This is a genomic window from Candidatus Limnocylindrales bacterium, assembly GCA_035626395.1.
Lineage (GTDB): Bacteria > Desulfobacterota > Binatia > UBA1149 > CAITLU01 > DASPNH01.
The window spans coordinates 214,045-240,617 of sequence record DASPNR010000042.1; the positions used below are offsets into that span (position 1 = coordinate 214,045).

22 protein-coding genes are annotated in these 26,573 nt (G+C 67.9%); 19 read left to right on the plus strand and 3 right to left on the minus strand.

The features are described 5' to 3' along the window. Positions 1-12: 12 nt before the first annotated feature. The 3 genes from VEC57_16700 to VEC57_16710 all read left to right on the plus strand — a co-directional run bounded on the left by VEC57_16700 (position 13) and on the right by VEC57_16710 (position 3,606). Positions 13-1,098, plus strand: a complete 1,086-nt coding sequence (locus VEC57_16700; GenBank protein HYC00775.1) for an acyl-CoA dehydrogenase family protein — start codon at positions 13-15, stop codon at positions 1,096-1,098. A gap of 33 nt (positions 1,099-1,131) precedes the next feature. Beyond that, a complete protein-coding gene (locus VEC57_16705; GenBank protein HYC00776.1) occupies positions 1,132-3,105 on the plus strand; it encodes a hypothetical protein in 1,974 nt (657 codons plus the stop codon). A 216-nt stretch (positions 3,106-3,321) separates the two neighbouring features. Beyond that, positions 3,322-3,606: a hypothetical protein gene (locus VEC57_16710; GenBank protein HYC00777.1), complete on the plus strand. Its 285-nt coding sequence runs from the start codon at positions 3,322-3,324 to the stop codon at positions 3,604-3,606. Between the two features lie 68 nt (positions 3,607-3,674). Here VEC57_16710 and VEC57_16715 read toward each other — a convergent pair whose 3' ends face one another. Next, the gene (locus tag VEC57_16715; protein ID HYC00778.1) at positions 3,675-5,321 is read right to left on the minus strand and encodes an AAA family ATPase; all 1,647 of its coding nucleotides are present in this window, start codon (positions 5,319-5,321) and stop codon (positions 3,675-3,677) included. 78 nt (positions 5,322-5,399) lie between these two features. On the opposite strand from VEC57_16715, the gene VEC57_16720 reads away from it, so the two are divergent. From VEC57_16720 to VEC57_16735, 4 genes are all read left to right on the plus strand, one after another. Then, on the plus strand, positions 5,400-6,509 hold the full coding sequence (locus VEC57_16720) for an S-(hydroxymethyl)glutathione dehydrogenase/class III alcohol dehydrogenase (GenBank protein ID HYC00779.1): 1,110 nt from the start codon (positions 5,400-5,402) through the stop codon (positions 6,507-6,509). A 334-nt stretch (positions 6,510-6,843) separates the two neighbouring features. After that, complete coding sequence (locus tag VEC57_16725; protein ID HYC00780.1) at positions 6,844-9,990, plus strand: SMP-30/gluconolactonase/LRE family protein; 3,147 nt, start codon at positions 6,844-6,846, stop codon at positions 9,988-9,990. 394 nt (positions 9,991-10,384) lie between these two features. Further along, entirely contained in the window at positions 10,385-11,011 is a 627-nt protein-coding gene (locus tag VEC57_16730; GenBank protein HYC00781.1) for a GNAT family N-acetyltransferase, read from the plus strand. Positions 11,012-11,118: 107 nt separating this feature from the next. Beyond that, complete coding sequence (locus VEC57_16735) at positions 11,119-11,955, plus strand: CDP-alcohol phosphatidyltransferase family protein (GenBank protein ID HYC00782.1); 837 nt, start codon at positions 11,119-11,121, stop codon at positions 11,953-11,955. Here the strand turns inward: VEC57_16735 and VEC57_16740 are convergent. Further along, complete coding sequence (locus VEC57_16740; protein HYC00783.1) at positions 11,952-13,511, minus strand: DegQ family serine endoprotease; 1,560 nt, start codon at positions 13,509-13,511, stop codon at positions 11,952-11,954. The two genes, VEC57_16735 and VEC57_16740, sit on opposite strands and share 4 nt — an antisense overlap. Positions 13,512-13,607: 96 nt before the next feature. Continuing rightward, positions 13,608-14,222, minus strand: coding sequence for a 2-hydroxychromene-2-carboxylate isomerase (locus VEC57_16745; protein ID HYC00784.1), 615 nt, complete (start codon positions 14,220-14,222; stop codon positions 13,608-13,610). Between the two features lie 235 nt (positions 14,223-14,457). Between VEC57_16745 and VEC57_16750 the strand changes: the two genes are divergently transcribed. The 12 genes from VEC57_16750 (at position 14,458) to tadA (ending at position 26,509) form a co-directional block, all read left to right on the plus strand. Then, positions 14,458-14,643: a hypothetical protein gene (locus tag VEC57_16750; GenBank protein ID HYC00785.1), complete on the plus strand. Its 186-nt coding sequence runs from the start codon at positions 14,458-14,460 to the stop codon at positions 14,641-14,643. Positions 14,644-14,847: 204 nt separating this feature from the next. After that, the gene (locus tag VEC57_16755) at positions 14,848-16,353 is read left to right on the plus strand and encodes an acetyl-CoA acetyltransferase (protein HYC00786.1); all 1,506 of its coding nucleotides are present in this window, start codon (positions 14,848-14,850) and stop codon (positions 16,351-16,353) included. Positions 16,354-16,409: 56 nt separating this feature from the next. Continuing rightward, positions 16,410-17,489 carry a PA0069 family radical SAM protein gene (locus tag VEC57_16760; protein ID HYC00787.1) on the plus strand — a complete coding sequence of 360 codons (1,080 nt, stop codon included), beginning with the start codon at positions 16,410-16,412 and terminating at the stop codon, positions 17,487-17,489. A 66-nt stretch (positions 17,490-17,555) separates the two neighbouring features. Then, positions 17,556-18,854 (plus strand): diaminopimelate decarboxylase, encoded by a 1,299-nt coding sequence (lysA, locus tag VEC57_16765; protein ID HYC00788.1) that lies wholly within the window; start codon positions 17,556-17,558, stop codon positions 18,852-18,854. Between the two features lie 297 nt (positions 18,855-19,151). After that, a complete protein-coding gene (locus VEC57_16770; protein ID HYC00789.1) occupies positions 19,152-19,469 on the plus strand; it encodes a transposase in 318 nt (105 codons plus the stop codon). 403 nt (positions 19,470-19,872) lie between these two features. Continuing rightward, the gene (locus VEC57_16775; protein HYC00790.1) at positions 19,873-20,142 is read left to right on the plus strand and encodes a transposase; all 270 of its coding nucleotides are present in this window, start codon (positions 19,873-19,875) and stop codon (positions 20,140-20,142) included. Between the two features lie 85 nt (positions 20,143-20,227). Then, a complete protein-coding gene (locus VEC57_16780; GenBank protein HYC00791.1) occupies positions 20,228-20,989 on the plus strand; it encodes an alpha/beta fold hydrolase in 762 nt (253 codons plus the stop codon). Positions 20,990-21,039: 50 nt separating this feature from the next. Further along, positions 21,040-21,291 (plus strand): glutaredoxin domain-containing protein, encoded by a 252-nt coding sequence (locus VEC57_16785; GenBank protein ID HYC00792.1) that lies wholly within the window; start codon positions 21,040-21,042, stop codon positions 21,289-21,291. 103 nt (positions 21,292-21,394) lie between these two features. Next, entirely contained in the window at positions 21,395-22,243 is an 849-nt protein-coding gene (locus VEC57_16790) for a right-handed parallel beta-helix repeat-containing protein (GenBank protein ID HYC00793.1), read from the plus strand. Position 22,244: 1 nt separating this feature from the next. Beyond that, a complete protein-coding gene (locus VEC57_16795; GenBank protein ID HYC00794.1) occupies positions 22,245-25,622 on the plus strand; it encodes a hypothetical protein in 3,378 nt (1,125 codons plus the stop codon). A 72-nt stretch (positions 25,623-25,694) separates the two neighbouring features. Beyond that, positions 25,695-26,057 carry a hypothetical protein gene (locus tag VEC57_16800; GenBank protein ID HYC00795.1) on the plus strand — a complete coding sequence of 121 codons (363 nt, stop codon included), beginning with the start codon at positions 25,695-25,697 and terminating at the stop codon, positions 26,055-26,057. Beyond that, entirely contained in the window at positions 26,054-26,509 is a 456-nt protein-coding gene (tadA, locus tag VEC57_16805) for a tRNA adenosine(34) deaminase TadA (protein ID HYC00796.1), read from the plus strand. The genes VEC57_16800 and tadA overlap by 4 nt, the downstream gene beginning before the upstream one ends. The last annotated feature ends 64 nt before the right edge of the window (positions 26,510-26,573 follow it).

The window sequence follows — 26,573 nt, forward strand, 5'->3', positions numbered from 1 at the left end:
AGAGGAACGGCGATGGAATTCGGTCTTACGCCCGAGCAGGTGGCGCTGGCGGACACGGTGCGCCGCTATCTTGCCGATCAATGTCCGACCGACCGCGTGCGCGCGATCATGGAAAGCGACAGCGGGCACGATGTCGATCTGTGGCGCGGGCTGATGGAACTCGGCGTCGGAGCGCTGCCCGTGCCCGAGCAGCATGGCGGTATGGCCGCCGAGCTTCTCGATCTGGCGCTGGTGTCCGAAGAGCTTGGCTTTGCGTGCGCGCCCGGACCATTCCTCGGATGCGCGCTGGCAACCGTCGCGCTGGCTGCCGGCGACGACGAGGAGGCCAAGGCGAGATGGCTGCCGGCGATTGCCGCCGGCGAGACCCTGGCAACGGTGGCCATCGGCGAGAGCGGCAGCCGCTGGGACGCGCACGAGCTGCAGGCGCGCGCCGGCAACGGCCGCCTGAGCGCAAGCAAGCCTCTGGTGCCCTACGCCTCGCTGTCGCGGCTGCACGTGGTTGCCGCCACCGACGGCGGCGAGGCCGCGCTGTTCCTGGTCGAGAGCGACGCAGCCGGCGTGGAGATGACGGCACTTTCCGGCAACGACCGGACGCGCCGTCTCGAGGTGGTCGAATACCGCGACGTGCAGGCGCGCCGCATCGGCGGCACCGCCGCGTTCGAGAGGGTGCGCGATGCGGCGCTCGTGCTGATCGCGGCCGACGCCTTCGGCGGCGCGAGGCGATGCCTGGAGATGGCGCGTACCTACGCTCTCCAGCGCGAACAGTTCGGCCAGGTCATCGGTGCGTTTCAGGCGGTCAAGCATCAGCTGGCCAACCTGGCGGTGGACCTGGAGCCGGGGCTTTCGCTGTGGTGGTACGCCGCGCATTCGCTGGACGCGCTTCCCGAGCAGGCGCCTCGTCACGCCGCCATGGCCAAGGCGCATCTGTGCGACCTGTTCGATCGTGCGGCGCGCGATTCGACGGAGCTGCATGGCGGCATCGGCTTCACCTGGGAGTTCGACCTGCACCTGTGGCTGCGGCGGTCGCTGTTCGATCGCAGCTTCTTCGGCGACTCGCACTACCATCGGGCGCGCGCTGCGCGCCTTGCCGGCTGGTGAAAGCTCCGGCGCGACCGGCATGACGGGAGCTGTGTGACCGGCGGCATCGTCAGAGGGGCCGCCGCCGCTCTGCGCGGCCCGCGTGCGCCGTTCGTGCTGGCGATCCTGGCGTGCACGCTGCTTGCCGTCTGGCTCGTCTATCCGGTCACGCGTCCCGGAATGATCGTCAACCAGGACGCGCCGAGGCACCTGCTGCGCACCAAGGTCATGGTCGAGCAGTTCCTGCCTTCGGGCCACGTCGACGGATGGTCGCCGTACTGGTACCTCGGCGCGCAGCTCTTCCTGTTTCAGTCGTACGGCTACTTCGCGGTCATCGGAGCGGCGGCGCTGCTGCTGCAGTCGCTGCTGTCGATGCACGCGGTGTTCAAGCTGTTCTACGTGCTGCCCATCGTCGTGCTGCCGGCTGCGGTGGCGTACCTTGCGCGGCGCAGCGGCCTGACCCGCGGCGGCGCAGCCGTTGCCGCGCTGGCAGCGCTGATCTTCGGAACCAACCTCGGCTACGGAATGGCGGGCCTGTTTCGCACCGGGCTGCTGATCCAGGCCGCCGGCATCGTCGTGTTCGCGCTGGCGTGGCCGGCGGTGCTCGATGCGCTCGACGGCGTTCGCCACGCGCTGTGGAAGGCGAGCCTGCTGCTGGGCGCGATGCTGGTGGTGCATTTCATCAGCGGCGCCTACGCGCTGGCGGCGGCCGGAGTCGTGGCAGCCGCGTTGTCGCTATGGCGGCGCGACGTCGGTGTGCTGATGCGCTACGTCATGCTCGCGGCCATCGTGCTGCTGCTGGCCGGCCACTCGATCTTCCCGGCGCTCGAGCTTCGCGAGTATGGCGGGTTCGCGGTTGGCTGGGGCGAGCGGCGCACGCGCGACGACGAGTTCCTGCGCGGCGAGCTGCTGGGGCCTCGCGTGCTGGTGCTCTGCGCATACGCTGCCGGAGTCTGGGCGATCCTGTTCGACCGCGGGCGCCTGGCGATGACGGCCCTGCTGCTGTTCGGCACCGGAGCCGTGGCGGTTTCGGGACCGTTCTGGTGGGAGCCGGCCTGGCTGCAGCGTGCGCTTTCGACTCTGGTGCGGCCCCGCGCCGTTCCCTACGCATGCCTGTTCGCCGCGCTCATGGCCGGCCTCGCCTTCGAACGCGTCCGCGCCGGGTTCACGGTCCTGGCGCAGCGCGGGCTGCGGCCGCACTGGATGCTGGCCCTTGCGCTCGCTCTGGCGCTGGGCGCCGCAGCGGTCGCGATGAAGGAGGCGATCGTCCTGCGTCGGCACGTGCACACCGAAGCGACGCATCGCGGGCCGGGGCGGCGCGAGTTCCTGCGCGTGGTGCGCTGGCTGCGCGAGCATGCGCCGCCGCAATCGGTGATCGCGGTGGACCGGCGCGCCTTCGACTTTGCGCACCTCGGCGTTCGCAGCGTCATCAGCATGCTCAACCTGCGCACGGGCGTCTACACGCTCGGCGGCGACCAGGCCGAGCTCAGCGCCGCCGCAGCGCGCTCGCCGCGCGGGCCCTTGAACGACCAGGACCAGCCCGAGCGCGTGGCGGAACGGCTGCGTGCCTACGGCGTATCCCATCTGATCGTGACGACTGCCGCCGCACGCGAGCGCTACGACGCCAGCGGCGACTTCAGCTCGGGATATCGGGACCGCAACGCGACCATCTACGAGGTCGAGCGCGGCGGTGTGCGCCTGCACGGCAAGGCGGTATCGGTGCTGCGCTCCCGCTACACCCCCGAGCTGGCGCGATGGACCGTTCGCACCAAGGCCGGCGGCAAAGCCGTTGCGGCGATCAGCCCGCATCCGAACTGGAAAGCGACGGTAAGTGGCCGGCCGGTCGCGCTCTCGGCGGTCCCGGACTCGCTGCTGAGCCTGGAGCTGCCGCCCGGCATGCGCGAGGTCGAGCTCGTGTACGAGCGGCGCTGGAGCGAGCGGCTCTACAATTGGATCTCGCTCGTGACGCTCGTCGGTGTGCTGGTAGCGTGGCGGCGCGGCCGACACTCGCGCGACAGCGTGTCCTAGTCTGAGACAGCGACTTCGCTTCTATTGTTTATTTGTCTTCCTAATGTGTTTTGCGACGGCCGTCGCTGCGAAAAAAAATTTGACGAGGCTCGGCAATCCATGCAGGAAGGATCGCATCCGTACACCTTTCTGCGTTCGACGAACGCGCCGTGCCCGTGACGGCTCGCAGAGGAGTGCCCGGCGCAAAGAGCAATCTCGAAGAGGAGACTTCTTCCGATGTTGGCTGTTTCTATTCTCTCGATCGGACTTCTGACCTGGGTCGCCTTCGTCTATGTGATGTATCACTACGGCGACCGGCCGGTGAGCGTGGCGTGGTATGCGGTGATGGTCAGCCTGGGCGTGCTCGAGTACGGCAAGGCCGTCCTCGGTCTGGTCGAGCTGGGAGTCAATCCTCTTCCCGTCGCGATGATCGCAGCGGCGTGCGCCGGCGGCTTCATCTACTACCGCCAGCGCCGTGCCGAGCTGGGCCGTCCCGAGGGCCTGTCGCTGCTGAAGGCCTAGAGCCGCAACGCTGCGCGGCGGCTAGCGGCGGGAACGTCGCTGCGCCGCGCGCGGCTGTGCCTGCCTCGTCAGCGCATCGTCGCAGCGATGCGTGAGGCCACCTCGGCCGCTTCGCGGCGCCAGTCGGCGCTGCCCATGTCCACCTGTTGCTTCCGCTGCGCCGGCCATTCGCCGGCAGCTTCCATTTCCGCGGTCACCCGCGCGTACAGCTCCGGCCCGGCGTCCGAAGCGTCGGTCCCACGCCGGCTGCGCGCTGCAAGCCGCTCCATCACCACGCGCTCCTCGGCACGCGCCTCGACCACCCATGCCTCGATGCCGCGGGCACGCGCCCAGTGGGCGGCCTGCTGGCGCCAGGCCCGCCGCGCGAACGTTGCATCCAGGATGACGGGCCGTCCGGCGCCGATGGCCGGCGCCGCCTCCTCGAGCATGGCGGCGTAGACTGCATCTCGCGACTGCAGCGCGTACAGCCCCTGACCATGCGCGGCTGCGGCGCGATCGGTGGCGGCCAAACCTGCGCGGTCCTTGCGGACGCGATCGGACGACACGACCACCGCCGCCAGCGCATCCGCCAGCTCCTCGGCCAGCGTCGTCTTGCCTGCGCCGACGGTGCCGGACACCAGCACCAGCACCCGCCCGCGCCGCGGCGCGAGGTAAGATGAGGCAAGGTCGAGGTGGCCTCTGGCGCTTTCGCGGGCGCCGTCGCGCTGTCCGGCCGCGAGCGCCTCATCGCCCGCGACCAGCGCGGCCACCTTGGCGCGAACCATGGCGCGGTAGCTCAGGAAGAAGTCGATGACGCTGTAGAGATGATAGTCGCCGCTGTCGCGCGCGTAGCGGCGCAGCAGCCGCGCCGACAGGTCGGGACGCCCGCGGTACTGCAGGTCCATGGCGAGAAAGGCGATGTCGGAGGCGGCATCGATGCGGCGGAAGTCCTCGCGGAACTCCAGGCAGTCCACCATGAGCGGCTCGGCGTCGTCCGACTCGAACCATACGTGCTCGCAGTGCAGATCGCCGTGCGCGTCGACGACGCGGCCGCGCAGGAGACGTTGCTCGAAGTCGGGCGCATGCTCGGCGGCGAACTGCTCGGCTGCGCGGGCAACCGCCTCCACGCGTACGCGCTCCACGCACGGGCTGGCCAGCTGCAGCAGAGCATCGATGTTGCCGCGCGCCGGCGCGGTCGTGCGGGCGAGCCACGAGGCCACGTCGAACGGCCCGGGAGTGCCAAGGGTGTGCGCGGCGTGGAACGCGGCCATGCGTGCGGCCACGGCGTCGATGTGTCGCGGCTCGATCGCGCCTGCCGCCAGAAGGCTCTTCATGTCGCGTCCGGCCGGCAGCCTTCGCATCACCACGCAGTGCTCGACGGCGTCGCCGCTTGCCGACAGCTGCTCGCCGGTCTCACCGATGAGGAAGCGCGAACCATGCGAGGACGACGGTGAGCGAAGCACCGGGGCGACGCCCAGATAGACGTCGGGCGCCAGCCGTCTGTTGAGGGAGACCTCACGCAGGCAGTCCTGGTTTCGTTCCGACAGCTCGGAGAAATCCAGAAAGGCCAGCCGCACGGGGCGGCGCAGCTTGTAGACACGGGTGCCGGCAAGGAAGACGTGCGAGATGTGCGTGTCGATGCGCGCGACCGTGCCGCTCGCACCGGCGTCGGCGGGAAACGCCCGCGCGTCCGCCAGCGCCTCGAGGATCGCCTCGTGCTCGTCGTCCTGCCTCACCGCCCTCACCCTTGCAGCACCGGTGGCGCGGTTCCAGCTGGTCTTTTCTTCCATCCGATTTTGTCTTACGGGTCCACCATGAAAACGCGCGCCGCTGTCGCTCATCGCTCGGGTGCTCCGCTGACCATCGAGACCGTCGATCTGGAAGGGCCGCGAGCAGGCGAGGTGCTGGTGGAGATCAAAGCCACCGGCGTCTGCCACACCGACGCCTACACGCTTTCGGGCGCCGATCCCGAGGGGCTGTTTCCCGCCATACTGGGGCACGAAGGTGCCGGCGTCGTCGTCGAGGTCGGCGCGGGCGTTACCACCCTGGCCGTGGGCGATCACGTCATCCCGCTCTACATTCCCGAATGTCGCCAGTGCGAGTACTGCACCAGCGGCAAGACCAACCTCTGTCAGTCGATCCGCATCACGCAGGGACGCGGCCTCATGCCCGACGGCACCAGCCGCTTCTCGCTCGATGGCCGTCCGTTGCTGCACTACATGGGCACGTCGACGTTCTCGAACTACACGGTCGTTCCCGAGATCGCCCTTGCCAAGGTCCGCGAGGACGCTCCTTTCGACAAGATCTGTTACATCGGCTGCGGCGTCACCACCGGCATCGGCGCGGTGATCAACACCGCCAAGGTGCGTCCGGGCGACAATGTCGTGGTGTTCGGGCTCGGCGGAATCGGGCTCAACGTCATCCAGGGTGCGCGCATGGCCGGCGCGAACATGATCGTCGGCGTCGACGTCAACCCCGCCAGGAAGGCGCTGGCCGAGCAGTTCGGCATGACCCACTTCGTCAATCCGAAGGAGGTCGAGGGCGACCTCGTCGCCTATATCGTCGATCTGACGCGCGGGGGCGCCGACTTCAGCTTCGAGTGCATCGGCAACGTCTCGGTGATGCGTCAGGCCCTCGAGTGCTGCCACAAGGGCTGGGGGACCAGCGTCATCGTGGGCGTGGCCGGCGCCGGCGAGGAGATTGCCACGCGACCATTCCAACTGGTCACCGGCCGCGTCTGGAAGGGCACCGCCTTCGGCGGCGCCAGGGGGCGCACCGACGTTCCCCGCATCGTGGATTGGTACATGGACGGCAAGATCCGCATCGACGAGCTGATCACGCACACGATGCCGCTCGAGCGGATCAATGACGCGTTCGACCTGATGCACCACGGCGAGTCCATCCGCAGCGTCGTCATGTTCTGAGGCGTGCGCGGCGGCCGCGCGCCGCCTCTCCTTCGGCAGCGGCGCGTGCCGGCGGCGCCATCGTATCCTTGATGACCAGAGGGTACGGCGCCGGCCATCTCCATCCGTCGGTCCGGTGCGCATGGAAGGTTGCTGGGCCGGAGCAGAGGCCGAAACGGCCATTCAAGCATGTGCCGACCGCCCCGGAGCCGCCTGCCATGTCGGGAACCGGCGCGGGCGCAGCCGTCCTGTGCGCAACCGCTCCTGCTTTTCTTCTTGAAAGTACGCCCCTTCTCCCGGCATAGTGGCGCGCGATTTCTGCATTGGGAATGCAGAATCCAACGGGGAGGATTTCATGTTCCGACAGCTTCCGCTCTTCGTCGCCGCGGCCGCGGTGACTGGCGCCGTTTTGACCTTCGGTGCCGGCCCGGCCGGCGCCTTCGTGACCTTCGAAACCGGCCAGGTGCGGCCGGTGGCCATGTCGGAGGATGGCCAGAGGCTCTACGTCTGCAACACGCCCGACAACACGCTCGAGATCTTCGACATCGCCGGCGGCACGCTCAGCCACCGCAAGTCGGTGCCGGTGGGCCTGGAGCCACTGTCGGTTGCCGTGCGCAACGCGGGCGAGGTCTGGGTCGTCAATCACCTCTCCGACAGCGTCAGCGTCCTGGACGTCGCCGATCCCGACGATGCGCGCGTGACTCGCACGCTGCTCGTCGGCGACGAGCCGCGCGACATCGTCTTTGCCGGCGCCTCCGGCAACCGCGCCTTCATCACGACGGCGCATCGCGGACAGAACATCGGGTTCGATCCTCAGTTCACGACGGAGGGAATCGGCCGCGCCGACGTCTGGGTGTTCGATGCCGACAACCTCGGCACCTCGCTCGGCGGCGATGAGCTGACGGTGATCACGCTGTTCGGCGACACTCCGCGGCCGCTGGCGGTCAGCCCCGACGGCTCGCGCGTCTATGCCGGCGTCTTCCATTCCGGCAATCAGAGCACCATCGTCAGCGAAGGCTCCGTGCCCAACGGCGGCCAGGGCAACGGCGGACTGCCGCTGCCGAATACGAACGTTTCGGGCGACCCGGGCCCCGAAGTGGGCCTCATCGTCAAGTACAACGGGTCGCAGTGGGTGGATGAACTCAACCGCAACTGGTCGAGCTTCATCAAGTTCGATCTGCCCGACTACGACGTCTTCGCCATCGACGCGGATGCCAACCCACCGGCGCAGCTGGCCGGCACCGCCGGCCGCTTTCCGCACGTCGGCACGATCCTGTTCAACATGGCAGTCAATCCGGCAGACGGGAAGGTCTTCGTCAGCAACCTCGAGTCCTTCAACGAGGTCCGGTTCGAAGGCCCCGGCACGTTCGCCGGCAGCACGGTGCGCAGCCACATCGCCGAGAGTCGCATCAGCATCATCGATCCGGTGGCGGAGACGGTGGCGACGCGGCACCTGAACAAGCACATCGACTACGATACGTGCTGCAACCCGCTGCCCAATCCGACCAACGAGGCCAGCCTCGCGTTTCCTCTGGAGATGGCATTCAGCAGCGACGGCTCGACTCTGTACGTCTCGGCGTTCGGATCCAGCAAGATCGGCGTGTTCGATACGGCCGAGCTGTCCAGCGACACGTTCGTGCCCAGCTCATCCAGCCACATCGAGCTCAGCGGCGGCGGTCCTACGGGCCTCGTGCTCGACGAGGCCAACAGCCGAGCCTATGTGCTGACCCGTTTCGACAACTCGGTATCGGTAGTGAGCACCGCAACGGGCGCCGAAGTCGATCACATCGCGCTGCACAACCCCGAGCCCGACAACGTCGTCGAGGGCCGTCCGTTTCTCTACGACGCGCGCCTCACCTCCAGCAACGGCGACCAGGCCTGCGCCTCCTGCCACATCTTCGGCGATTTCGATTCGCTGGCGTGGGACCTCGGCAATCCCGACGATCCCGAAGAGCTGAACAACCCGGGCCCGTTCACGCTGCGCGGCAATCTGTTCATCGATGAGGACCATCATCCGATGAAGGGACCCATGACGACGCAGAGCCTGCGCGGAATGGACAACCACGGCCCTATGCACTGGCGCGGCGACCGCACCGGCGGCAACGACGAGCCGAGCCAGCAGCCCGATCAGGGCGCGTTCGACGAGCAGGCCGCGTTCAAGGCGTTCAATCCGGCGTTCGTCGGACTGATCGGCCGCAGCGAAGAGCTCACGGACGAGCAGATGCAGGCGTTCACGGACTTCATCCTGGACGTGATGTATCCTCCCAATCCGGTTCGCGCGCTCGACAACTCGCTGACGCCCGACCAGAGCAACGCCAACGGCCTGTTCTTCAGCCGCATCAGCGACACCGTCGAGGAGTGCAACGGCTGCCACGTGACCTCGCGCACCGGCAACGCGCAGTTCGGCGTCAAGCATCCGGGCTTCTTCGGCGGAGACGGCCGCTCCTCGTTCGAGAACGAGACGCAGATGTTCAAGATCGCCCACCTGCGAAACCTCTACCAGAAGGTCGGCATGTTCGGCATGGCGCAGGTGGCCTTCGTCAATCCCGGCGACAACGGCCACAAGGGCGAGCAGGTGCGAGGCTTCGGCTTCCTGCACGACGGGAGCATCGACACGATCTTCCGCTTCTTCCAGGCCACGGTGTTCAACGACGGCGGCAACACCGGCTTCCAGAGCGACGCCGAGCGGCGCCAGTTCGAGCAGCTCATGCTCGCGTTCGACACCAACCTGTTCCCGGTCGTGGGCCAGCAGGCAACGCGCAGCGACACCAGCGGCAGCGACGTGGAGTCGCGCATCACGCTGTTCGAGGCGCGAGCGGATCTCGAGGAGGCGGACGTGGTTGCCAAGGGCGTAGTCGGCGGCGAGCCGCGCGGCTGGGTCTACGTCGGCGATGGCGACTATCAGAGCGACCGCGCCGGCGATGCCACGATCGACAGCGCGACGTTGCGCGCGCTGGCCGACACGCCGGGGCAGGAGATCACCTTCACGGCGGTGCCGCCGGGCGAGGGCACGCGCATAGGCGTCGATCGCGACCTCGACGGCTTCTACGACCAGGACGAGGTCGAGAACGGCGGCGATCCCGCCGACGCGACCAGCCTGCCGTGCATGAGCACCGACAGCGGCTTCGCCTTCACCAAGGCGGCGTTGCTCGACGACAAGGGCCGCATGACGTTCAAAGCCACCATCAGCCTGACCGAGCTCGACGGCGACAGCCTCGAGCTGAGCGCGGCAGACGGCGGCGGCGCGATCATGGACGAATCGCTGGCAGCCGAGTCGTTCGAGCTGGCGGGCACCAAGCTCAAGTACAAGGCGCCCAAGGACAGCACCGGCATCGTCAAGGCGATGATCAAGCCGCTGTCGACGCCGGGCACCTACGGCGTCTCCCTCAAGGTCAGCGACGCCTGGACGCCGCCGGCGGCCGACGAGACGCCCGCGACGACCACCGTGCTCCTGAACGTGGGCGGTGAGTGCTTCGAGGGGCTCGCGACGACGGTGAAGTAGCGATGGCGCAACAGGCGGCGCCTGCGCGGACGTGACGGCGGCGACGGGGCGCGAGGCATCTCGCGCCCCGTCGCCGTCTGACGCCGCCACGGCAAGGCCTTGGACCCCCGCCACGGGCGGAGAGACGAGCGCTTCCCCGGCGCAAAGCTCGCTCGACACCATTCCTGTGTCGATCCGTTCGTCGGTGGCTGGTATCGTTGGCGCCTGGCCGGCACCGGAAATCCCTTCTCGTCCGCGCGATCGAGAACGGTTCGGACACCAGACCGGAACGCAATGAAAGCGCCCTTACGACAGCCGACGGTCCATCGCCCCGTCCCGACACCAAGAACTCGTCCGCATCTCGAAAGGCCTGCGCCTCAACCGCGCTGCCCGGCTCGCAACGGCAGGTCGTGAAATGGCCACGGTAGGTCGCTGGATTTCGGCTGCGCGGCTCGTGCTGCACGAGGAGGGCACGCGCGGTGTGGCGCGCTACGCGGTCCGCCGGCTGTATCTTCGCCAGAGCTATTTCCTCTACCAGCGCTGGCTAACCGGCGATGAGCGCATTCCGTTTCCCGACGCGTTGACGCACGTGCGGCCGGCCACGCGCGCAGAGCGGAACGCGCTGATTCACGTGCGCGAGGATTTCGGCGCAGCCAGCTACTGGGGAACCATCGAGCCCGATGCCGAGTGCTACGTCGGCCTGGACGGCTACCGCATCGTGGCGGTGCATTGGCTCTCGACCAGGGAGCCGAACAATCTCGTCGAGTGCGAGCCGGGTGACAGCATCATCGGGCCGTGTGTCACCGTGCCCACCCATCGCGGCCGTGGCGTGTATCCCGCGATGATTCGCGCCGTATGCGCGGAGCGCCGCCGCCTCGGCGACAAACGCGCATACATGGTCGTCAGCACCGACAACCATTCCTCGATACGCGGCATCGAAAAGGCGGGTTTCCAGAACCTCGGCCGCGCCGACCTGACGCGGGTCGCCGGCGTCCGGCACATCTCCCGCTGCGACGATCCCGAGCATCGGCTCGCAAGCTGAGGCGCCCGCCAGCAGCTCGTCGACGAACTGGCGCGCCCTCGATCAGCGCCAGTCGCGTCCGAGCTTGTCTTGAAGAGGGGTGGGCCGGCCGATATGAGCGCGCTGGCATGCCCGGCCGGAACCTCGTCCTTGTGCTGCTGCTGCTGCCGGTCGTCTATCTGATCGGGAGCCTGCTCCTGTATGCGTTTCGCAGCCTCGTGCTGCACGACGCGCCGGTCGACGAAGAGCTGGCCGCCCGCGGCCGGTCGGCCATTCTCGGCACGACGATCCGCCAGGGCTTCGCATGGTGCGCGGGCCCCGTCGAGCAGCTCGTTCTACGGCGCGGGATCAGCGCCGATACACTGACGATGAGCGGCTGCGCGGCGTGCAGCACCGGTGCGGCGGTGATCGCGGCAGGCGATCTGACCATCGGCGGCATCATCGTCCTGCAATCGGCGGCCTTCGACTTCCTCGACGGGCGCATCGCGCGCCGTCGCGGCACCGTCGGCCGAGCCGGGGAGTTCTTCGACTCGACGCTGGATCGTTATTCGGACGCGTTCTGCTTCGCGTCGGCCGCGTTCTACTTCCGCGAGCAACCGGCGCATCTGCTCGCGTCGCTGGTGGCCATGGGAGCGGCCGCCATCGTTCCCTACACGCGAGCGAAGGCCGAGGCGCTCGGCACCGATCTGAAGATCGGCCTGATGCAGCGTCCAGAGCGTCTAGTCCTCTTCAGCGGCGCGGCCATGTTCGCGGCCTCGCTGGACACGCTGTGGCCCGGCGCCTTCGCCTACTCTCCGACCTTTGCGCTGGCGATCTGGGTGCTGGCCCTCGGCACCGCCTGGACCGCGGTCGTGCGAACCCGCGAAGGCCGCGTCCGCCTGCGACGTTCCGCGGGAGCCGGCGAAAATTTCCGCCCGACCAGCACGAACGTCGCAGGGCCGGCAGCCGGCGAGCATTCCTCCTAGGGCTTGACCAGCACGAACGCGGTCCCGTCCTGCCGCGCCACCAGCAGCAGCACGGAGGCATCCTTCTTCACCTTGCGCGCGATCTTTTCGAAGTCGTCCGCGCTGCCTACCGGCTTGCGGTCCGCTTCGACGATGACGTCGCCGGGCCGGATGCCGGCGCGTCCTGCAATGCTCGAGCGGTCCACGCCGGTGACCAGGGCGCCTTCCTCGATCTTCTTCGGCACCTGGAAGCGCGCGCGCGTCTCGTCGGTGATGTCGTCGACTCTCAGGCCCGAGAGCACGTTGTCGTAGTCGGGCGCATCACGCTCCTCGGCATCGCTGTCGCTCTCGGCGTCTTCCTCGTCCTCGCCGTTGGGCATTCCGCGCCTTCCCATGTTCTTGGGCTGCGCGCCGAGCTCGACGGTGAACGTCTCGCGCTCCTTCTCACGCAGCACCTCGATCTCGACTTCACCGCCGGCGCCTGCCGCGGCGACAAGGTTGCGCAGTTCACCCGTGGACCGGACGGCGCGTCCGTTGACCGACAGGACGACGTCGCCGCGCTTCAGGCCCGCTTCCTCGGCCGGGCTGCCCTTGGTGACGTCGGCGATGAGCACTCCCTGCCCCTGATCGATGCCGAGGGCTTCGGAGATGTCGCGGTCCAGCGGCTGGATGGCAACGCCCAGCCAGCCGCGATTGACCTTCCCGGTCTGCACCAGGCTGTCCATGATCGAGCGCGCCATGTCGGAGGGAATCGCAAAGCCGATGCCCTGGTTGCCGCCCGTGCGGCTGACGATTGCGGTGTTGATGCCGACCAACTCGCCTCGAATGTTGATGAGCGCGCCGCCCGAGTTGCCCGGATTGATGGCGGCGTCGGTCTGGATGAAGTCCTCGTAGTCGGTGATGCCGAGGTTGGCGCGGCCGGTAGCCGAGACGATTCCCATCGTCACCGTCTGGCCAACGCCGAAAGGATTGCCGATGGCCAGGACGGTATCGGCCAGCCGCAGCTTGGAGGACTCGCCCCAGGGCAGCGGCTGCAGGTCTCCGAATTTGCCCTTCAGTCGGACCACCGCCAGGTCGCTTTGCGGATCGCTGCCGACGATCTCGGCGTCGTACTCGCGGTTGTCCGAGGTCGTCACCTTGATCTCGTCGGACTGCTCCACCACGTGATTGCTGGTCAGGATGATGCCGTCCTCGGAAACGATCACGCCCGAGCCGAGACTCTGGCTGCGCCGCTCACGAGGGATGCCACGGCCCTGCGGCGACTCGAAGAAGCGCCGGAAGAACGGATCGCTGAAGAAGGGGTGATCCTCTTCCGACATCTTCGAGACCTTGGTGGTGGAGATGTTGACGACGCTGGCCATGCTGCGCTCGGCGACATCGGCCAGATCGACGGAGGGGTAGTGGGCAAAGGCGCGCTCGGCCCCGAGCATTTCGCCGGCCGTTTCGGCGGCTCGCGAGAACTCGCGGGCGGCGTCACGGCCGATCTGGGAAGGTGGAATGTCGCGATACACGGCCATGGCCGACGCGCCGACGACGGCGCCGACGATCATGGCGCCCAGGGTCATACCCCTCTGCATCTCGTGTGACTCCTCTGATTTTCTCGCGCTGCCCGCGCGTTCCGGCGCGGGCTCGCAAGGCTGGAATTTGCGCGTAGGACGGGCCGCAGCCGGACGCTATTCACTTTCGGGTACGGCCTCGGTCCTGCCGGCCCAGGCCAGAGCCTGATCGAGCCGGTCGTTGCCCCAGAACATTTCTCTTCCGACCGTGAACGTGGGGGCGCCGAAGATCCCCCGGGCCATGGCCTCTTCCGTGGACGCGCGCAGCGCGTCCTTGACCGCAGGCGACTGCGCCCGCTCACACTCGGCGCGTCCGTCGCGTCCGAGCTGCGCGAGGATGCCGGCGACGACGGAGGCGTCGCCGATCTCGGCATCCTCGGCGAAGTTGGCATGGTAGACGGCGCGCGTGAAGGCGCCGCACCAGCCCTCGGAGGCCGCAAGTGTGGCCACTCGCGCACACAGGAGGCCATTGCGAGGAAAGCGGCTCGGCCGTCGGAACGGCAGTCGCGCCGCCTTGCACAGGCGCTCCATGTCCCGCCACATGTAACGGCCCTTGGCTGGATAGATGTTGAAGGGCGAGTCGTTCCAGCCCTGCGCGGCGAAGACCGGCCCGAGCAGGAACGGGCGCCAGGCCAGCTGCGCCCCGGCTGCCTCGGCAGCGGCCTCGACGCGCATGGCGGCCAGATAGGAGTAAGTGCTCGCGAACTCGTACCAGAATTCCACGACCGGCATGGGGGGAGCATAAGCGGGAAGGACGGTCGCGCAAGCGGCCGCCCGCCGCGGCGTGGCGATTCGTGAACCTCCTTTGCCTGGCCACCCTAAGTCCTCGGTGCCAGAAGTTTTTTGCACATCCTCAAAGGCGCCGCGTGCATTGCCCGCCGCCCCTCAGGTCGGTATGATGACGCCACTCTGCCGCGGAGCAGGGAAATCACACGATCAAACACGATCTCATCGGGGAGAGAGGGACATGGCGGATAACGAAGTACAGCTGAGTGGTAGCGCCAACACGATGGCAGTGATCGCCATGGTCGCGGCGGTTCTCTCCTTGGCGCTCAACTTCTGGAACATGCAGCGCATCAACGAGGTTTCGGCCTCCGTTTCGCTCGACAAGATCAAGGCGGCGCACGAAGCCAGGGAAGCGGCCGGCTCCTGATCGACGTAGCACCGTCCCGCAAGGAACGGTGCCTTTTTTTTGCGGCACGCAGCGCCTGTGCTGCGTGCCGCTTGCCTGCCACGGCACCGCGCCGTTTTGCACTGAGGTCTGATTTCCCCCATCTTCGCGCGCGCCGCGAGGCACTGGGCCAGGTGCGCCTCGCACGCTGCCGCCCGCTTCGGCGACTGCCAATCAGGGAGACTCATGACCAAGCAATCCAGCGTCGTCTTGATCGGCGTGGGCCAGTGCGTGCAGCGCGAGATCGATCCGGCATCCGCACGCAATCCAGTCGACCTAATCCGCGAAGCGGCGCTGGCGGCCGCCGCCGACAGCGGCGTCGGCGCTTCGCTGTTCGACAAGCTCTCGCTGGTCGCAAGCGTCGATACCTTCGCGTGGCAGCCCGCCAATGCCTCGCGCCTGATCGCCGAGTCGGTCGGTGCGCATCCATCACGCGAGATCGTCTCGACGGTCGGCGGCAACACTCCGCAGGCGTACGTCAACTACCTGTCGTGCGAGATCGCCGCCGGGCGCGCAGGCCTGAGCATGATCGCCGGTGCCAATGTAGTCGCCAGCCTCATGAAAGCGCGCGCTGCCGGCGTGCGTCTGGACTGGCCAAAGGGCGGGGAAGGGGAGCCGGAGAAGTTCGGAGAGGAAACCGTCGGTAGCAACGATCTCGAGAACGCGCACGGGCTGTATCTGCCCGTCAACACCTATCCGCTGTTCGAGAACGCGCTGCGTGCGCGGCGCGGGCTCGGCATCGCCGAGCACAACCTCCGCATCGGCGAGATGTTCGCGCGCTTCAGTGAAGTGGCGTCGAAGAATCCGTACGCATGGTTTCCGACGGCGCGATCGGCGCAGGAGATCGCCACCGCCAGCGAAGCCAACCGCATCGTCGCGTTCCCGTACACGAAGTACATGAACGCCGTGATGGCCGTCGATCAGGCCGCGGTGCTGCTGCTGGCCAGCACCGAGCAGGCGCGGGAGCTAGGCGTTCCCGAGGAGAAGTGGGTGCACTTCTGGGGCGGCGGCGAGGCCAGCGAGGATCCTTGGTTCGTCAGCGAGCGCCCCCGGCTCGATGCATGTCCCGCGATGGCGTTTGCCGCGCGCCAAGCCATGGCCAGCGCGGGCGTATCGTCCGAGGATCTGGACGCGTTTGATCTCTACAGCTGCTTTCCGGTCGCCGTCGAGCTGGCCTGCGAGGCGCTCGGCATTTCCGAAATCGATCCGCGCGGCCTGACCGTCACCGGCGGCCTGCCGTACTTTGGCGGGCCGGGCAACAACTACTCCACGCACGCCATCGCCTCGATGGTCCAGCGGCTGCGCGAGAAGCCCGGCAGCAAGGGGCTGGTCACCGCCAACGGCTGGTACCTGACCAAACACGCCGCGGGCGTCTACGCCAGTGCCCCCAGGCCCGCCGCCGACAAGGCCCTCGACATCGCTGCGACCGAGGCGCGCCATCCCGAAGGTCCACTGCCGCTGGCTGCCGAACCGAACGGCCGCGGCCGCATCGACAGCTATACCGTGATCTACAGCCGCACCGGCGAGCCCGAGACGGGCGTCATCGTGGGCCGTCTCGACAGCGGCGAGCGCTTTCTCGCCCACACCCCTGGCGACGCTGCGTTGCTCGAGGAGCTGGTGACGCGCGAGGGAGTGGGCCGGCGCGGATCGGTCCAAGCGGGCCAGCCCGTCAACCTGTTCACGCCCGAATAGCCGGAAAGCTCGCGGCCGGCTTGGCGGCGGACGGTTTTCGCTATACCTTCGCTGGCGTGAAGGGCAAAGACAGCAGCGCCAGGGGCCGCGGCGCCGTTTCCAACCGGACGGGCCGCTTCGAATCGCTGACCGTCGAGGAGTTTGACGACGGCTGGCAGCGCGAGAACGAGGAGCGGGCCAGCCCGCGCACGCACGTCTTCGCCGACACGGCGCGCACCATCATCAACACGAACGACTCGCCCGACGTCCCCTTCGACCGCTCCATCAATCCGTACCGAGGCTGCGAGCACGGGTGCATCTACTGCTTCGCGCGTCCCACCCATGCCTATCTCGGCCTTTCGCCCGGCCTGGATTTCGAGACGCAGATCTACGCCAAGCACGACGCCGCCGACCTGCTGCGCCGGCAGCTGTCGGCCAAGAGCTACAAGCCGCGCACGATCGTCCTCGGCGCCAACACCGACCCGTATCAGCCCGTTGAAGGACGGCTCGAACTGACGCGCTCGGTGGTGTCGGTGCTGAGCGAGTTCTCGCACCCGGTGGCCATGATCACCAAATCGGCCCTGGTCCTGCGCGATCTGGACCTGCTCGGGCCCATGGCCGCCAGGGGCCTGGCGCAGGTTAGCGTCTCGGTGACCACGCTGGATGCGGACATGGCGCGGACGATGGAGCCGCGAGCCAGCACGCCAACGCGCCGTCTGGAGGCCATTCGCAGGCTTTCGGAGGCCGGCGTGCCGGTGGCGGTGCTGACGGCGCCGATGATTCCGGGACTGACGGATTGGGAGATGGACCGCATCCTGGAAGCCGCGCGCGAAGCCGGTGCGGTCACGGCGGGTTATGTGCTGCTCCGGCTGCCGCTGGAGATCGCCGATCTGTTCACGGAGTGGCTCGAGGAGCATCACCCGGCGCGTGCACGGCGCGTGCTGGACCTGATGCGACAGGCGCGCGAAGGCAAGCTGTACAGAAGTGAATGGGGGACGCGGATGCACGGCACCGGCCCGTACGCGGACATGCTGGCGCGCCGCTTCGATGCGGCCTGTGCGCGGCTCGGCTTCAGCGATCGCGGGTTCAAACTGGACAGCACGGCTTTCCGTGTGCCGCTGCCCGCCACCGCTCAGCTTGCGCTGTTCGATCCGTAGACCGCGCGGCGCTCGCCATTTGAGGTGGCCCGGCGCATTCGGTACGCGCCTGGAAGAGCTGGTTCGATGACATCTCCCGACAACGCAGCATCCACGAGCGGCGCGGTGCGCCGAAGCCGCTTCCGCACGAGCATCGCCGGCGTGGCGGTCAAGGACATTGCCGCCCGCTTCGGCACGCCGGTGTTCGTCTACGACGAATCCGTCATCGTCGAGCGCATCCGCAGCCTCGAGTGCTTCGACGTGGTGCGCTACGCGCAGAAGGCGCTGTCCAACATTGCCATCCTCGATCTGTGCCGCCGCCACGGCGTGCTGGTCGACGCCACCAGTGCAGGGGAGATGGAGCGCGCTTTTGCCGCCGGCTACAGCGCTTCCGGAGACCCCGCTCCCATCGTCTACACGGCCGACATCTTCGACCGCTCCTCGCTCGATCTGGTGGTGGCCAAAGGCGTGCACGTCAACTGCGGCTCTGCCGACATGATCCAGCAGTATGCAGCACAGGTGGGCGGCGGCGCCGTCACGTTGCGCGTCAATCCCGGCTTCGGTCACGGCCACAGCAAGAAGACGAACACGGGCGGCGAGCACTCCAAGCACGGCATCTGGCACGAGAGCCTCGCCGACGCCGTCGAGCTGGCGCGCCGCTGCGGCGTGACCGTCAGCGGGCTACACGTGCACATCGGCTCGGGCAGCGACCTCGAACACCTCTCGCAGGTGTGCGGCGCACTGGAGCGGCTGGCGCGTTCCATCGGCGATGACGTCACCACGATCAGCGCCGGTGGTGGACTGCCGGTGCCCTACCGCGAAGCCGAGAGCCACATCGACGTGCCGGCCTACTTCGAGCGCTGGGATTCGACGCGCCGCTCGCTCGAGAAGAGCTTCGGACATCCGGTGCGGCTGGAGATCGAGCCGGGACGTTATCTGGTGGCGGAAAGCGGCTACCTCGTCGCCGAGGTGCGGGCCGTCAAGCGCATGGGCGCCAACGAGTTCTATCTGCTCGATGCGGGCTTCAACAATCTCATCCGGCCCGCGATGTACGGCGCCTACCACCCGATGTCGCTGACGCCGGCGGACGGGAACAACGACCGGCCGCTCCGCGATGTCGTCGTCGGCGGCCCGCTGTGTGAGTCCGGCGACATCTTCACGCAGGGCGAAGGTGGAGTGGTACGCACCGAGCTGCTGCCGCAGGCCGAGGTCGGCGATCTGCTCGTGATCGAGGTGGCCGGCGCGTACGGGTCGGCCATGAGCTCGAACTACAACTCGAAGCCGCTGGCGCCCGAGGTGCTGATCCGCGACGGACGGCCGCATCTGATCCGCGCGCGCCAGAGCCTCGACGATCTGATCCGCGGTGAGCGCATCCCCTCGCTCTGATTGATCCACTGACCCTCGACTGCGACGGCCGCCGCCGGCCGCGGCGCGGTCGTTGGCTTCGATAAGTCGCAGCCGAGCCGCGCCGGGTTGGTCGGCGCGCAGCCACGGCGCAGGCGTGATCGCGCCGCGTCAACGGCGGTGCCGACGAGGCGGCGGCGGCGAAAACGGCCGAGGTTGCCGTGCTGCCGCGCCGCGCGATGCGGTCATCGGCTCCCGTAACCTCGTTGACAGCAGCAGCACGTCCGGTCATTCCCGACGGAAGCCGATTCCGCGCAACTGCGCCGAGGTGAACAGGCAATGAGTTGGGTAAGTGGCAGCACGTCCTGGTGTTCCTACACCGAAGACCAGATCCGCGAGATCGTCCGGCAGGCGGCGCGTGGCGAGGCGCTATCGCAGCTGGCGGCGCGCTACCAGGTGCCCGAGTTCGTCATCCGCGGATGGCAGAGCCGCTATGGTTCTGGCGCTGAATCGGGCGACGGTGCAGGCCGCGGAGCATCGTCCAGCGAGGCGCGCCTGGCGCAGCTCGAAGAGGAGAACGCCCGCCTGCGCCGGATCGTGGCCGACATGTCGCTCGAAAACCGGGCGCTGAAGGAGCGGCTGTCGAGCCGCGACTGATGGCGGCATGGGGCCGCCTGAAGGAGCGGCTGTCGAGCTGCGACTGATGGCGGCATGGCGGCGCATCGGGAAGGGCCTGCAGCAGCCCCGCACCTACCCCCCATCCGGCAAAGTGGCTGACCTCCGTGTAAGCCCGCTGATAGCAACGATCGAAATCCTTAGGCCGTCTTTCACTGCGACCCTCCCGCACCCTGTGCGGAATTGCACATGGCACCAGCCGATATTTCCAAGCTGTTGATTTCGCGACGTGCAGCAACGCTGCCGCAGCATTTTTGGCTCTACGAAAATGCATGTCCGGGGCCCGAGCCGTTATGCGAAAAAGCCAGAAGAGGCCCAGCTTTGCCGTTGCGGGGCCGCAAGAGGAAGTTTATCAGGGGCGGGCAGGCCGGAGTGACATCAAAACATGGGATGGACTCAATACACCGAGCAGCAGATCAGGGAGATCCTGGGCCTGGCCAGGATGGGCATGCAGCCCGCTGATCTCGCACGCCGCTACAACGTGCCGGTCGTGGTCATCCATGTCTGGCAGACCAAGTACGGCGAAGGCAGCGGCGAATCCGACCGCGGCCGCCTGCACCGTCTCGAAGAAGAGATCACCAAGCTCAACCAGCTCGTCGGCGAGCTGACCGTCGAATACCACAACGTCCGCGAGAAAGTCGCGCGCAAGGGCTGATCACGCCCGTACGACGGCCGCGCAGACTTCCCCATCGTAGCGGCGTTGGCGATGCCGGCGCTTGCGTGGCTTCGTGCGTGCCGGCGTGACGCTCCATCACGAGATCATCGGTCGAGGACCTGCGCTGTTCGTCCTGCACGGGCTGCTGGGATCCCTGGCCAACTGGCGCAGCGTAGCGCGCGCTCTGGCCGACCTTCGTACGATCGTTCTGGCCGACCTTCGCAGCCACGGCCGCAGCCCTCATCACCCGGAGCTGACTCTTGCGGCGATGTCGCAGGACGTCGCCGAGCTGATGAGCACGCTTGGCCACCAAAGCGCCGACGTGCTCGGCCACTCCCTCGGCGGCAAGATCGCGATGCAGCTTGCCGTGACGTCGGCGGCACGCGTGCGAAGCCTCATCGTCCTGGACATCGGCCCGCGGCGCGCGCCGGCGATGTCGGAGACGCCGCTTGCCGCATGCATGGCGCTCGATCTGGTCGAGGTGAAAACGCGCGAGGAAGCCGTGCGCCGGCTTCAGGACGCAGTAGGCACCGAAGCGCTGGCGCGCTGGCTGGCAATGAACCTCGAGCGAGAGCCGACCAGCGGCCGCCTGCGATGGCGAATCCCGCTGGCCGCGATCCATGCGGCCTTGCCCGCCCTCTCCTCCGACGTCAGCAGCGGCGTCTATGGGGGACGCGCGCTGTTCCTGCGTGGTGAGCGCTCCGGCTACGTCACCGATGCCGATCTTCCGGCCATTCGCTCGATGTTTCCCGCCGCAACCGTCGAGACCGTGGAAAACGCCGGCCACTGGCTGCACCAGGATGCGTTCGACGCAGTCGTGCAGCGTCTGCGGAAATTCCTGAGTTGATCGGAGAAAGGCTTGCCAAGCCGCATTTGCGCCTTTAGCCTCGCGGCCGCGTGAAGCCGGTTACCGTATACACATTGCGGGGTTGTCCCTTCTGCGTGCGCCTCAAGCGCCTGCTCGACGCCAAGCACGTCTCGTACGAAGAGAAGGACGTCACCTGGGACGGGGAGGAGCGCTCCCGCGTCAAGAGCGTCACCGGGCATCCGACTTTTCCCCAGGTCTTCATCGGCGACACCTTCGTCGGCGGCTGCGACGAGGTGTATCAGCTCGAGCGCAGTGGCCGTCTCGACCCGCTGCTGGGCTAAGCGGGCGAAAAGGCAGCTATACACTGCCGCCGATCCCCATTAGTCTGTGGTCACTTTCGATCGGGGGGCCGATTCCATCGCCTTGTTCCCACTAGGAGAACGTATGCTTGCCGGACTGATTCATCCGATTTCGGGCGCGGCCGAAGGCTGCCGCAGCGTCGCGCGCGTCTTCGCGCTGGTGGCGCTCGCCGCGGCGCTTCTGCCGATGGCGTCGGCGCGCGCAGCCGAATGCGGCGACGACGTCGCGGGTCGGCGCGTGCCGTGTGCTTGCGGCGACATCGTCGTCAGCGACACCGCGCTCTCGGCCACCGATCCCGTCGTCAGCGAGCGCTGCTCTCGCGACGGTCTCTTTGTCGCGACGCCGGCGGGGCAGCACGGAATCAGGCTCGATCTCTCCGGCCTGAGCCTGGTCGGGCAGGGCATCGGCGCCGGCATCCGCGTCGTTCGCGGCGGCAGCGAGGGCGTCACCATCATCGGCGGAACCGATGCGACGCGCGCGCAGATCGCGGGCTTCGAAACCGGCATCGCCGCTTCCGGCAGCACGGCGGTCCGCGAGATCCGCAACGTGGACGTGGTCGCCAATCACAAGGATGGGCTGAAGGTCCGCTCCAGCGGCCTGCGAGCCTCCGACGTCAGCGCCTTGCGCAACGGCCGCAGCGGGCTTCGCGTGACCGGCCACGGCGCCAGGCTGAAGGACGTGCAGGCGGCCGACAACGCCGGCACCGGCATCCGCCTGCACGGCAGCGGCGCCACCGTCGACGGCGTCGTCACCGGGAACGCGGGCAGCGGCGCCAGATTGACGGGACGCGGGCACGACCTGTCGGCGAGCGAGGTCATCGGCAATGGCGGTGCGGGCGTCGAGGCCAGCGGCCGTGGCCACGCCATATCCGGTGCCACCATTGGCGACAACGCCGGCGGCGACGTTCGCGGCAGCGCGGAGGCGGTGAAGTAGCATGCGCATCCGCACCATCGCCCTTGCTCTTCTGGCACTCACTGCGGCGGCGCCGGTCTCTTCGGCCTTTGCCCTCAGCGCCGATCACGCCGACGACGTCTGCGCGCCGGCGGCCAATCCCTGCAACGTCACGACCGAGGTCGACGTCGTCAACAATTCGACGCTCGACTTCGGGACGCGCACCGTCAACGTCACCGGCGGCGGCCGCTTCGACTTCGACAACGGAAGCGGCACGATCCTCCTGGGCAAGCTGCTGACCAATACGTCGGGAGCCGCCATCAATGCGCGTGGCGCGGGCGGGCTGCCGGACACGACCGAAAGCGGCCTGGTGCAGATCGAGGCGCGGCGGGCGTGCTCGAGCGGCTCGCGCGCCTGCGTCGGCGTCAACGACTGCCAGCTCGGTGCGTGCAGTGCGCGGCGCTGCAGCCTCAAACCCACGCGTACCTGCACCGACGACAGCAGCTGCCAGCTCGGCACCTGCATTCCGCCCGGCATGCCCAACGCCCGTCGATGCACGCTGAACACGACAGTTCGGTGTTCGACCAATACGGATTGCCAGCTCGGGACGTGCCCGGAGCAGCTGACGTGTGCGGGAGAAGCGGACAGTCCCGTCAATTGCTCGAGCAACACCGATTGCAATTTCGGCACCTGTTCCGTGGGCGAAGGAACCATGGACATCAATTCGACGATCAATGGCTCCTCCGACCAGCCCGCCATCATCACGCTGCGTGCGGCCGATGACGTGACGCTGCGCAAGATCGTCAACCTGAGCAGCGACGCCCTGGAAACCGATGGAGGCCAGCTCGTCGTCGATGCCATCGATGGCGACATCCAGCTGCTCGGCAAGATCAATCTTCTCGGCGGCGCCGACGGAGCCGGCGGCGCGGTCAGCCTGACGGCCGGCGGCAACGTGCTGGTCAATGACGACATCGACGCCACCGGCGGCGACTTCGACGGCGGCGAGATCGACAGCAGCGCGGGCGTGGACACGACGATCAACGCCGACGTCCTGGTAAGCTCGATCGCGGGCGCCGGTTTCGGCGGCAACATGCTGTTCGTCGCCGGACGCGACATCACGGCGACCGGCGTCAGCGCGGTCAACAAGACGCGCTTCGCGGCAGAGGGACACACCGATGCCACGCTGTTCGCGGGCGACGGCGGCGGGCTCGAGTTCGATACGGGACGCCACCTGCGCCTGAACAGCAACACGCTGATGGAGCTGAACGGCTCGGCGCCCGACGGCTTTGGCGGAGAGCTGCTGGCGACGGTGCGCGGCGACTTCTATTTCAACGGGGAAGTGCAGGCCAAGACCAGAGGCCTCAAGGGCGCCGGCGGTGACATCGAGATTTCGGTCGACGGCGCGTCCAACGTCGACAGCGCCGGTGTCGTCGACGCGTTCGGCGGCGAGGCCGGAGGCGGCAACTTCGATCTTCTGGGCGACGGCAACATCACGTTCTCGGGCCGCGCCGACGTCAGCGCCGGCGGCGGCGGCGCCGGCGGCACGATCCGCCTCGAATCGCGGGCGGATGCGAGGTCGTCGGGCGACCTGACGAGCAACGGCGTCTCCGGCGGCGACATCGACATGACGGCGTGCCGCCTGCGCCTTCTTTCGGGCGCGCTGCTCGACAACGACGCAACCGGCGCCGACAACCTGCTGACCGCGCGCGAGAGCATGCGGCTGGACGCGGGAAGCCAGGTGCTCGCTGCGGGGCAGAACATCTTCACCTATCGCGCGGCCAACAAGCCGCCCGTCATCAATGGCACGGTATCACCGGCGCCGATCCTCATCGTCGACTCGGACCTCAACGGTTGTCCCGTGTGCGGGAACTCCGAGATCGACGAAACCGAGACGTGCGATGACGGCAACACCCAGAATGGCGACGGCTGCAGCAGCGACTGCCAGAACGAGAACTGCATCGCTCAGACTCCCGGCTATCCGGCCATTCCGCTGTGCTCGGACGACAACGGCTGCACCACCGACACCTGCAACACTGCACTCAATGGCGGCACCTGCCAGCATTCGGCCGGATGCAACGATGCCATCGATTGCACGACCGACGTCTGCGTCGGCGATGCCTGCGTCTTCACTCCGGCGGACTCGGCATGCGTCGACGACAACCCCTGTACCGACGGTGTGTGCAACGCGCAGACCGGCTGCTCGTTCGTTCCCAACAACGACTCGTGCGACGACCTCGACTTCTGCACCGTCGGCGACACCTGCTCGAACTCGCAGTGCGGCGGCCTGCCGCGCAGTTGCGAGGACGGCATCGATTGCACCGTGGACACGTGCGACGAGTCGGCGGACGAGTGCGTCTCCACCCCAAGCCACGACGAGTGCAGCGACGGCGTCTTCTGCGATGGTGCGGAGGTATGCGACGTCGAGGCCGGCTGCATAGAAGGTGATCCCGTCGACTGCACCATCGAGAACGATCAGTGCAACGAGGGAGTCTGCAACGAGGCGACCGATTCCTGCGACCCCGATCCGATCAACGAGGGCGAGAACTGCGACGACGGCAGCTTCTGCACCGTCAACGACACGTGCCAGAGCGGCGTGTGCGCGGGCGTGGCGCGCGACTGCGCGGATTCCATCGCCTGTACGATCGACTCGTGCGACGAGGAGCTCGACGCTTGTGTGCACCAGGGAAGCGACGGCCTGTGTCAGGACGACGTCTTCTGCGACGGTTCCGAGATCTGCAACGTCGACAGCGGATGCATGGACGGCACGCCGCCGGACTGCTCCGGCTCATCCGGCTCGTGCGCGCTCGGCGTGTGCGACGAGGTTACGGACGGCTGCGTCGGCGTCCCCACCAACGAGGGCCAGCCCTGCGACGACGGCCAGTTCTGCACCGTCACCGACGTCTGCGACACCGGCGTCTGCACCGGCGACGTGCGCGACTGCTCGGACCTGGACGACCAATGCCACGAAGGCGTCTGCAACGAGGACGCCAACGCGTGCGAGGCGCAGAACGCCAACGAAGGCGGCGGCTGCGACGACCAGGACGCATGCACCGAAACCGACATCTGCACCGGCGGCGTGTGCGCAGGCACCGAGATTCCCGGCTGCGGCGCGGTGTGCGGCAACGGCGAGACCGAGTTCGGCGAGGACTGCGACGATGGCAACACGCAGTTCTCCCCGGGACAGTTCTGCGGCGCAGACTGCCTGCGCGTTCCGTGCGGCAAGCCCACGGATTCGTCCGGAACCAATCCCAATGCGACGGACGCGCTGTTCACGCTCCGTGCGGCGGTCGGCCTGGCGGTGTGCGATCCACGCTTGTGCAACGTCGACAACAACGGCTCGATCAACGCGACCGATTCGCTGCGCGTCCTTCGCAAGGCAGTCGGCCAGCCCGGCGAGCTGATCTGCCCGACCACGGTCTGACCCTGAGCGGCCGAGGGCGCGTTGCTGAATTGCAAAGCGCCCCTCGGCTGCGTAACGTGCGCCTAGACCATCGTGCGACGGAGCTGGGCCTACATCCTCATGATCGTTGCGACCGTCGCTGGTGGCAGCGCGCTGCTGCTGCCGACTCCCACACCGGTTGCCGTCGAGGAAACGGTACGCGTGCCGAAGCCGGCCCCGGCGCCTGCCGCTGCGCGGCCCGAGCCTGCGGCCGGTGCCGCGCGCGAGAAGAAGCCGCCTAGAGCCGCAGGCGGCGCGCCCGCTCCGCCAGCGGCGGCCGCGCCCAAGCCCGAGGCTCCCGGCGTCGTCAAGAAGTTCCCTCCGCAGAACACGGCGATGAAACGGCTCGCGCCGCCGGTGCGACCGGGCATGCAGCAGGAGCCTCTGGTCAAGCCCGGCGCGCCCGCAGCGCAGTGAGCCTGTCTGCCAGCGACGAGCGCTTCATGCGGCTGGCGCTCGACGAAGCACGCGAGGCGGCTGCGGGCGGAGAAGTGCCGGTGGGGGCCGTTCTGGTTCGCGATGGCCAGGAGCTGGCGCGCGGGCGCAACCGCACCATCGCCGACGCCGATCCCAGCGCTCACGCCGAAATCATTGCTCTGAGGCGGGCCGCTTCGGCGGCGGGCGACTTCCGCATCGGCGGCACGCTGTACGTCACGCTCGAGCCCTGCGTGATGTGCATGGGCGCGATGGTGCAGGCACGCGTGCAGCGGCTGGTGTTCGGGGCGCTCGACGCGAAGGCTGGGGCGGCGGCCAGCCTCTACCGCATCGCCGAGGACGAGCGCCTCAATCACAGGTTTCGCGTCGAATCCGGGCTGCTGGCGCAGGAGTCGGGCGAGCTGCTGCGCGAGTTCTTTCGCCGCCGCCGCTGAGTGCCGCCCGCGGAGGATCCCCGCCGGAGCAGGGTTGCGAACGGCCGGTGTCGCGGCTTAAATC

What these genes read in the sequence shown, in the direction of transcription:
- VEC57_16700 (HYC00775.1), top strand. Translation starts at nt 13, where the DNA reads ATGGAATTCGGTCTTACGCCCGAGCAGGTGGCGCTGGCGGACACGGTG.
- VEC57_16710 (HYC00777.1), top strand. Translation starts at nt 3,322, where the DNA reads ATGTTGGCTGTTTCTATTCTCTCGATCGGACTTCTGACCTGGGTCGCC.
- VEC57_16720 (HYC00779.1), top strand. Translation starts at nt 5,400, where the DNA reads ATGAAAACGCGCGCCGCTGTCGCTCATCGCTCGGGTGCTCCGCTGACC.
- VEC57_16725 (HYC00780.1), top strand. Translation starts at nt 6,844, where the DNA reads ATGTTCCGACAGCTTCCGCTCTTCGTCGCCGCGGCCGCGGTGACTGGC.
- VEC57_16730 (HYC00781.1), top strand. Translation starts at nt 10,385, where the DNA reads ATGGCCACGGTAGGTCGCTGGATTTCGGCTGCGCGGCTCGTGCTGCAC.
- VEC57_16735 (HYC00782.1), top strand. Translation starts at nt 11,119, where the DNA reads ATGCCCGGCCGGAACCTCGTCCTTGTGCTGCTGCTGCTGCCGGTCGTC.
- VEC57_16740 (HYC00783.1), bottom strand. Translation starts at nt 13,511, where the DNA reads ATGCAGAGGGGTATGACCCTGGGCGCCATGATCGTCGGCGCCGTCGTC.
- VEC57_16745 (HYC00784.1), bottom strand. Translation starts at nt 14,222, where the DNA reads ATGCCGGTCGTGGAATTCTGGTACGAGTTCGCGAGCACTTACTCCTAT.
- VEC57_16750 (HYC00785.1), top strand. Translation starts at nt 14,458, where the DNA reads ATGGCGGATAACGAAGTACAGCTGAGTGGTAGCGCCAACACGATGGCA.
- VEC57_16755 (HYC00786.1), top strand. Translation starts at nt 14,848, where the DNA reads ATGACCAAGCAATCCAGCGTCGTCTTGATCGGCGTGGGCCAGTGCGTG.
- lysA (HYC00788.1), top strand. Translation starts at nt 17,556, where the DNA reads ATGACATCTCCCGACAACGCAGCATCCACGAGCGGCGCGGTGCGCCGA.
- VEC57_16770 (HYC00789.1), top strand. Translation starts at nt 19,152, where the DNA reads ATGAGTTGGGTAAGTGGCAGCACGTCCTGGTGTTCCTACACCGAAGAC.
- VEC57_16775 (HYC00790.1), top strand. Translation starts at nt 19,873, where the DNA reads ATGGGATGGACTCAATACACCGAGCAGCAGATCAGGGAGATCCTGGGC.
- VEC57_16790 (HYC00793.1), top strand. Translation starts at nt 21,395, where the DNA reads ATGCTTGCCGGACTGATTCATCCGATTTCGGGCGCGGCCGAAGGCTGC.
- VEC57_16795 (HYC00794.1), top strand. Translation starts at nt 22,245, where the DNA reads ATGCGCATCCGCACCATCGCCCTTGCTCTTCTGGCACTCACTGCGGCG.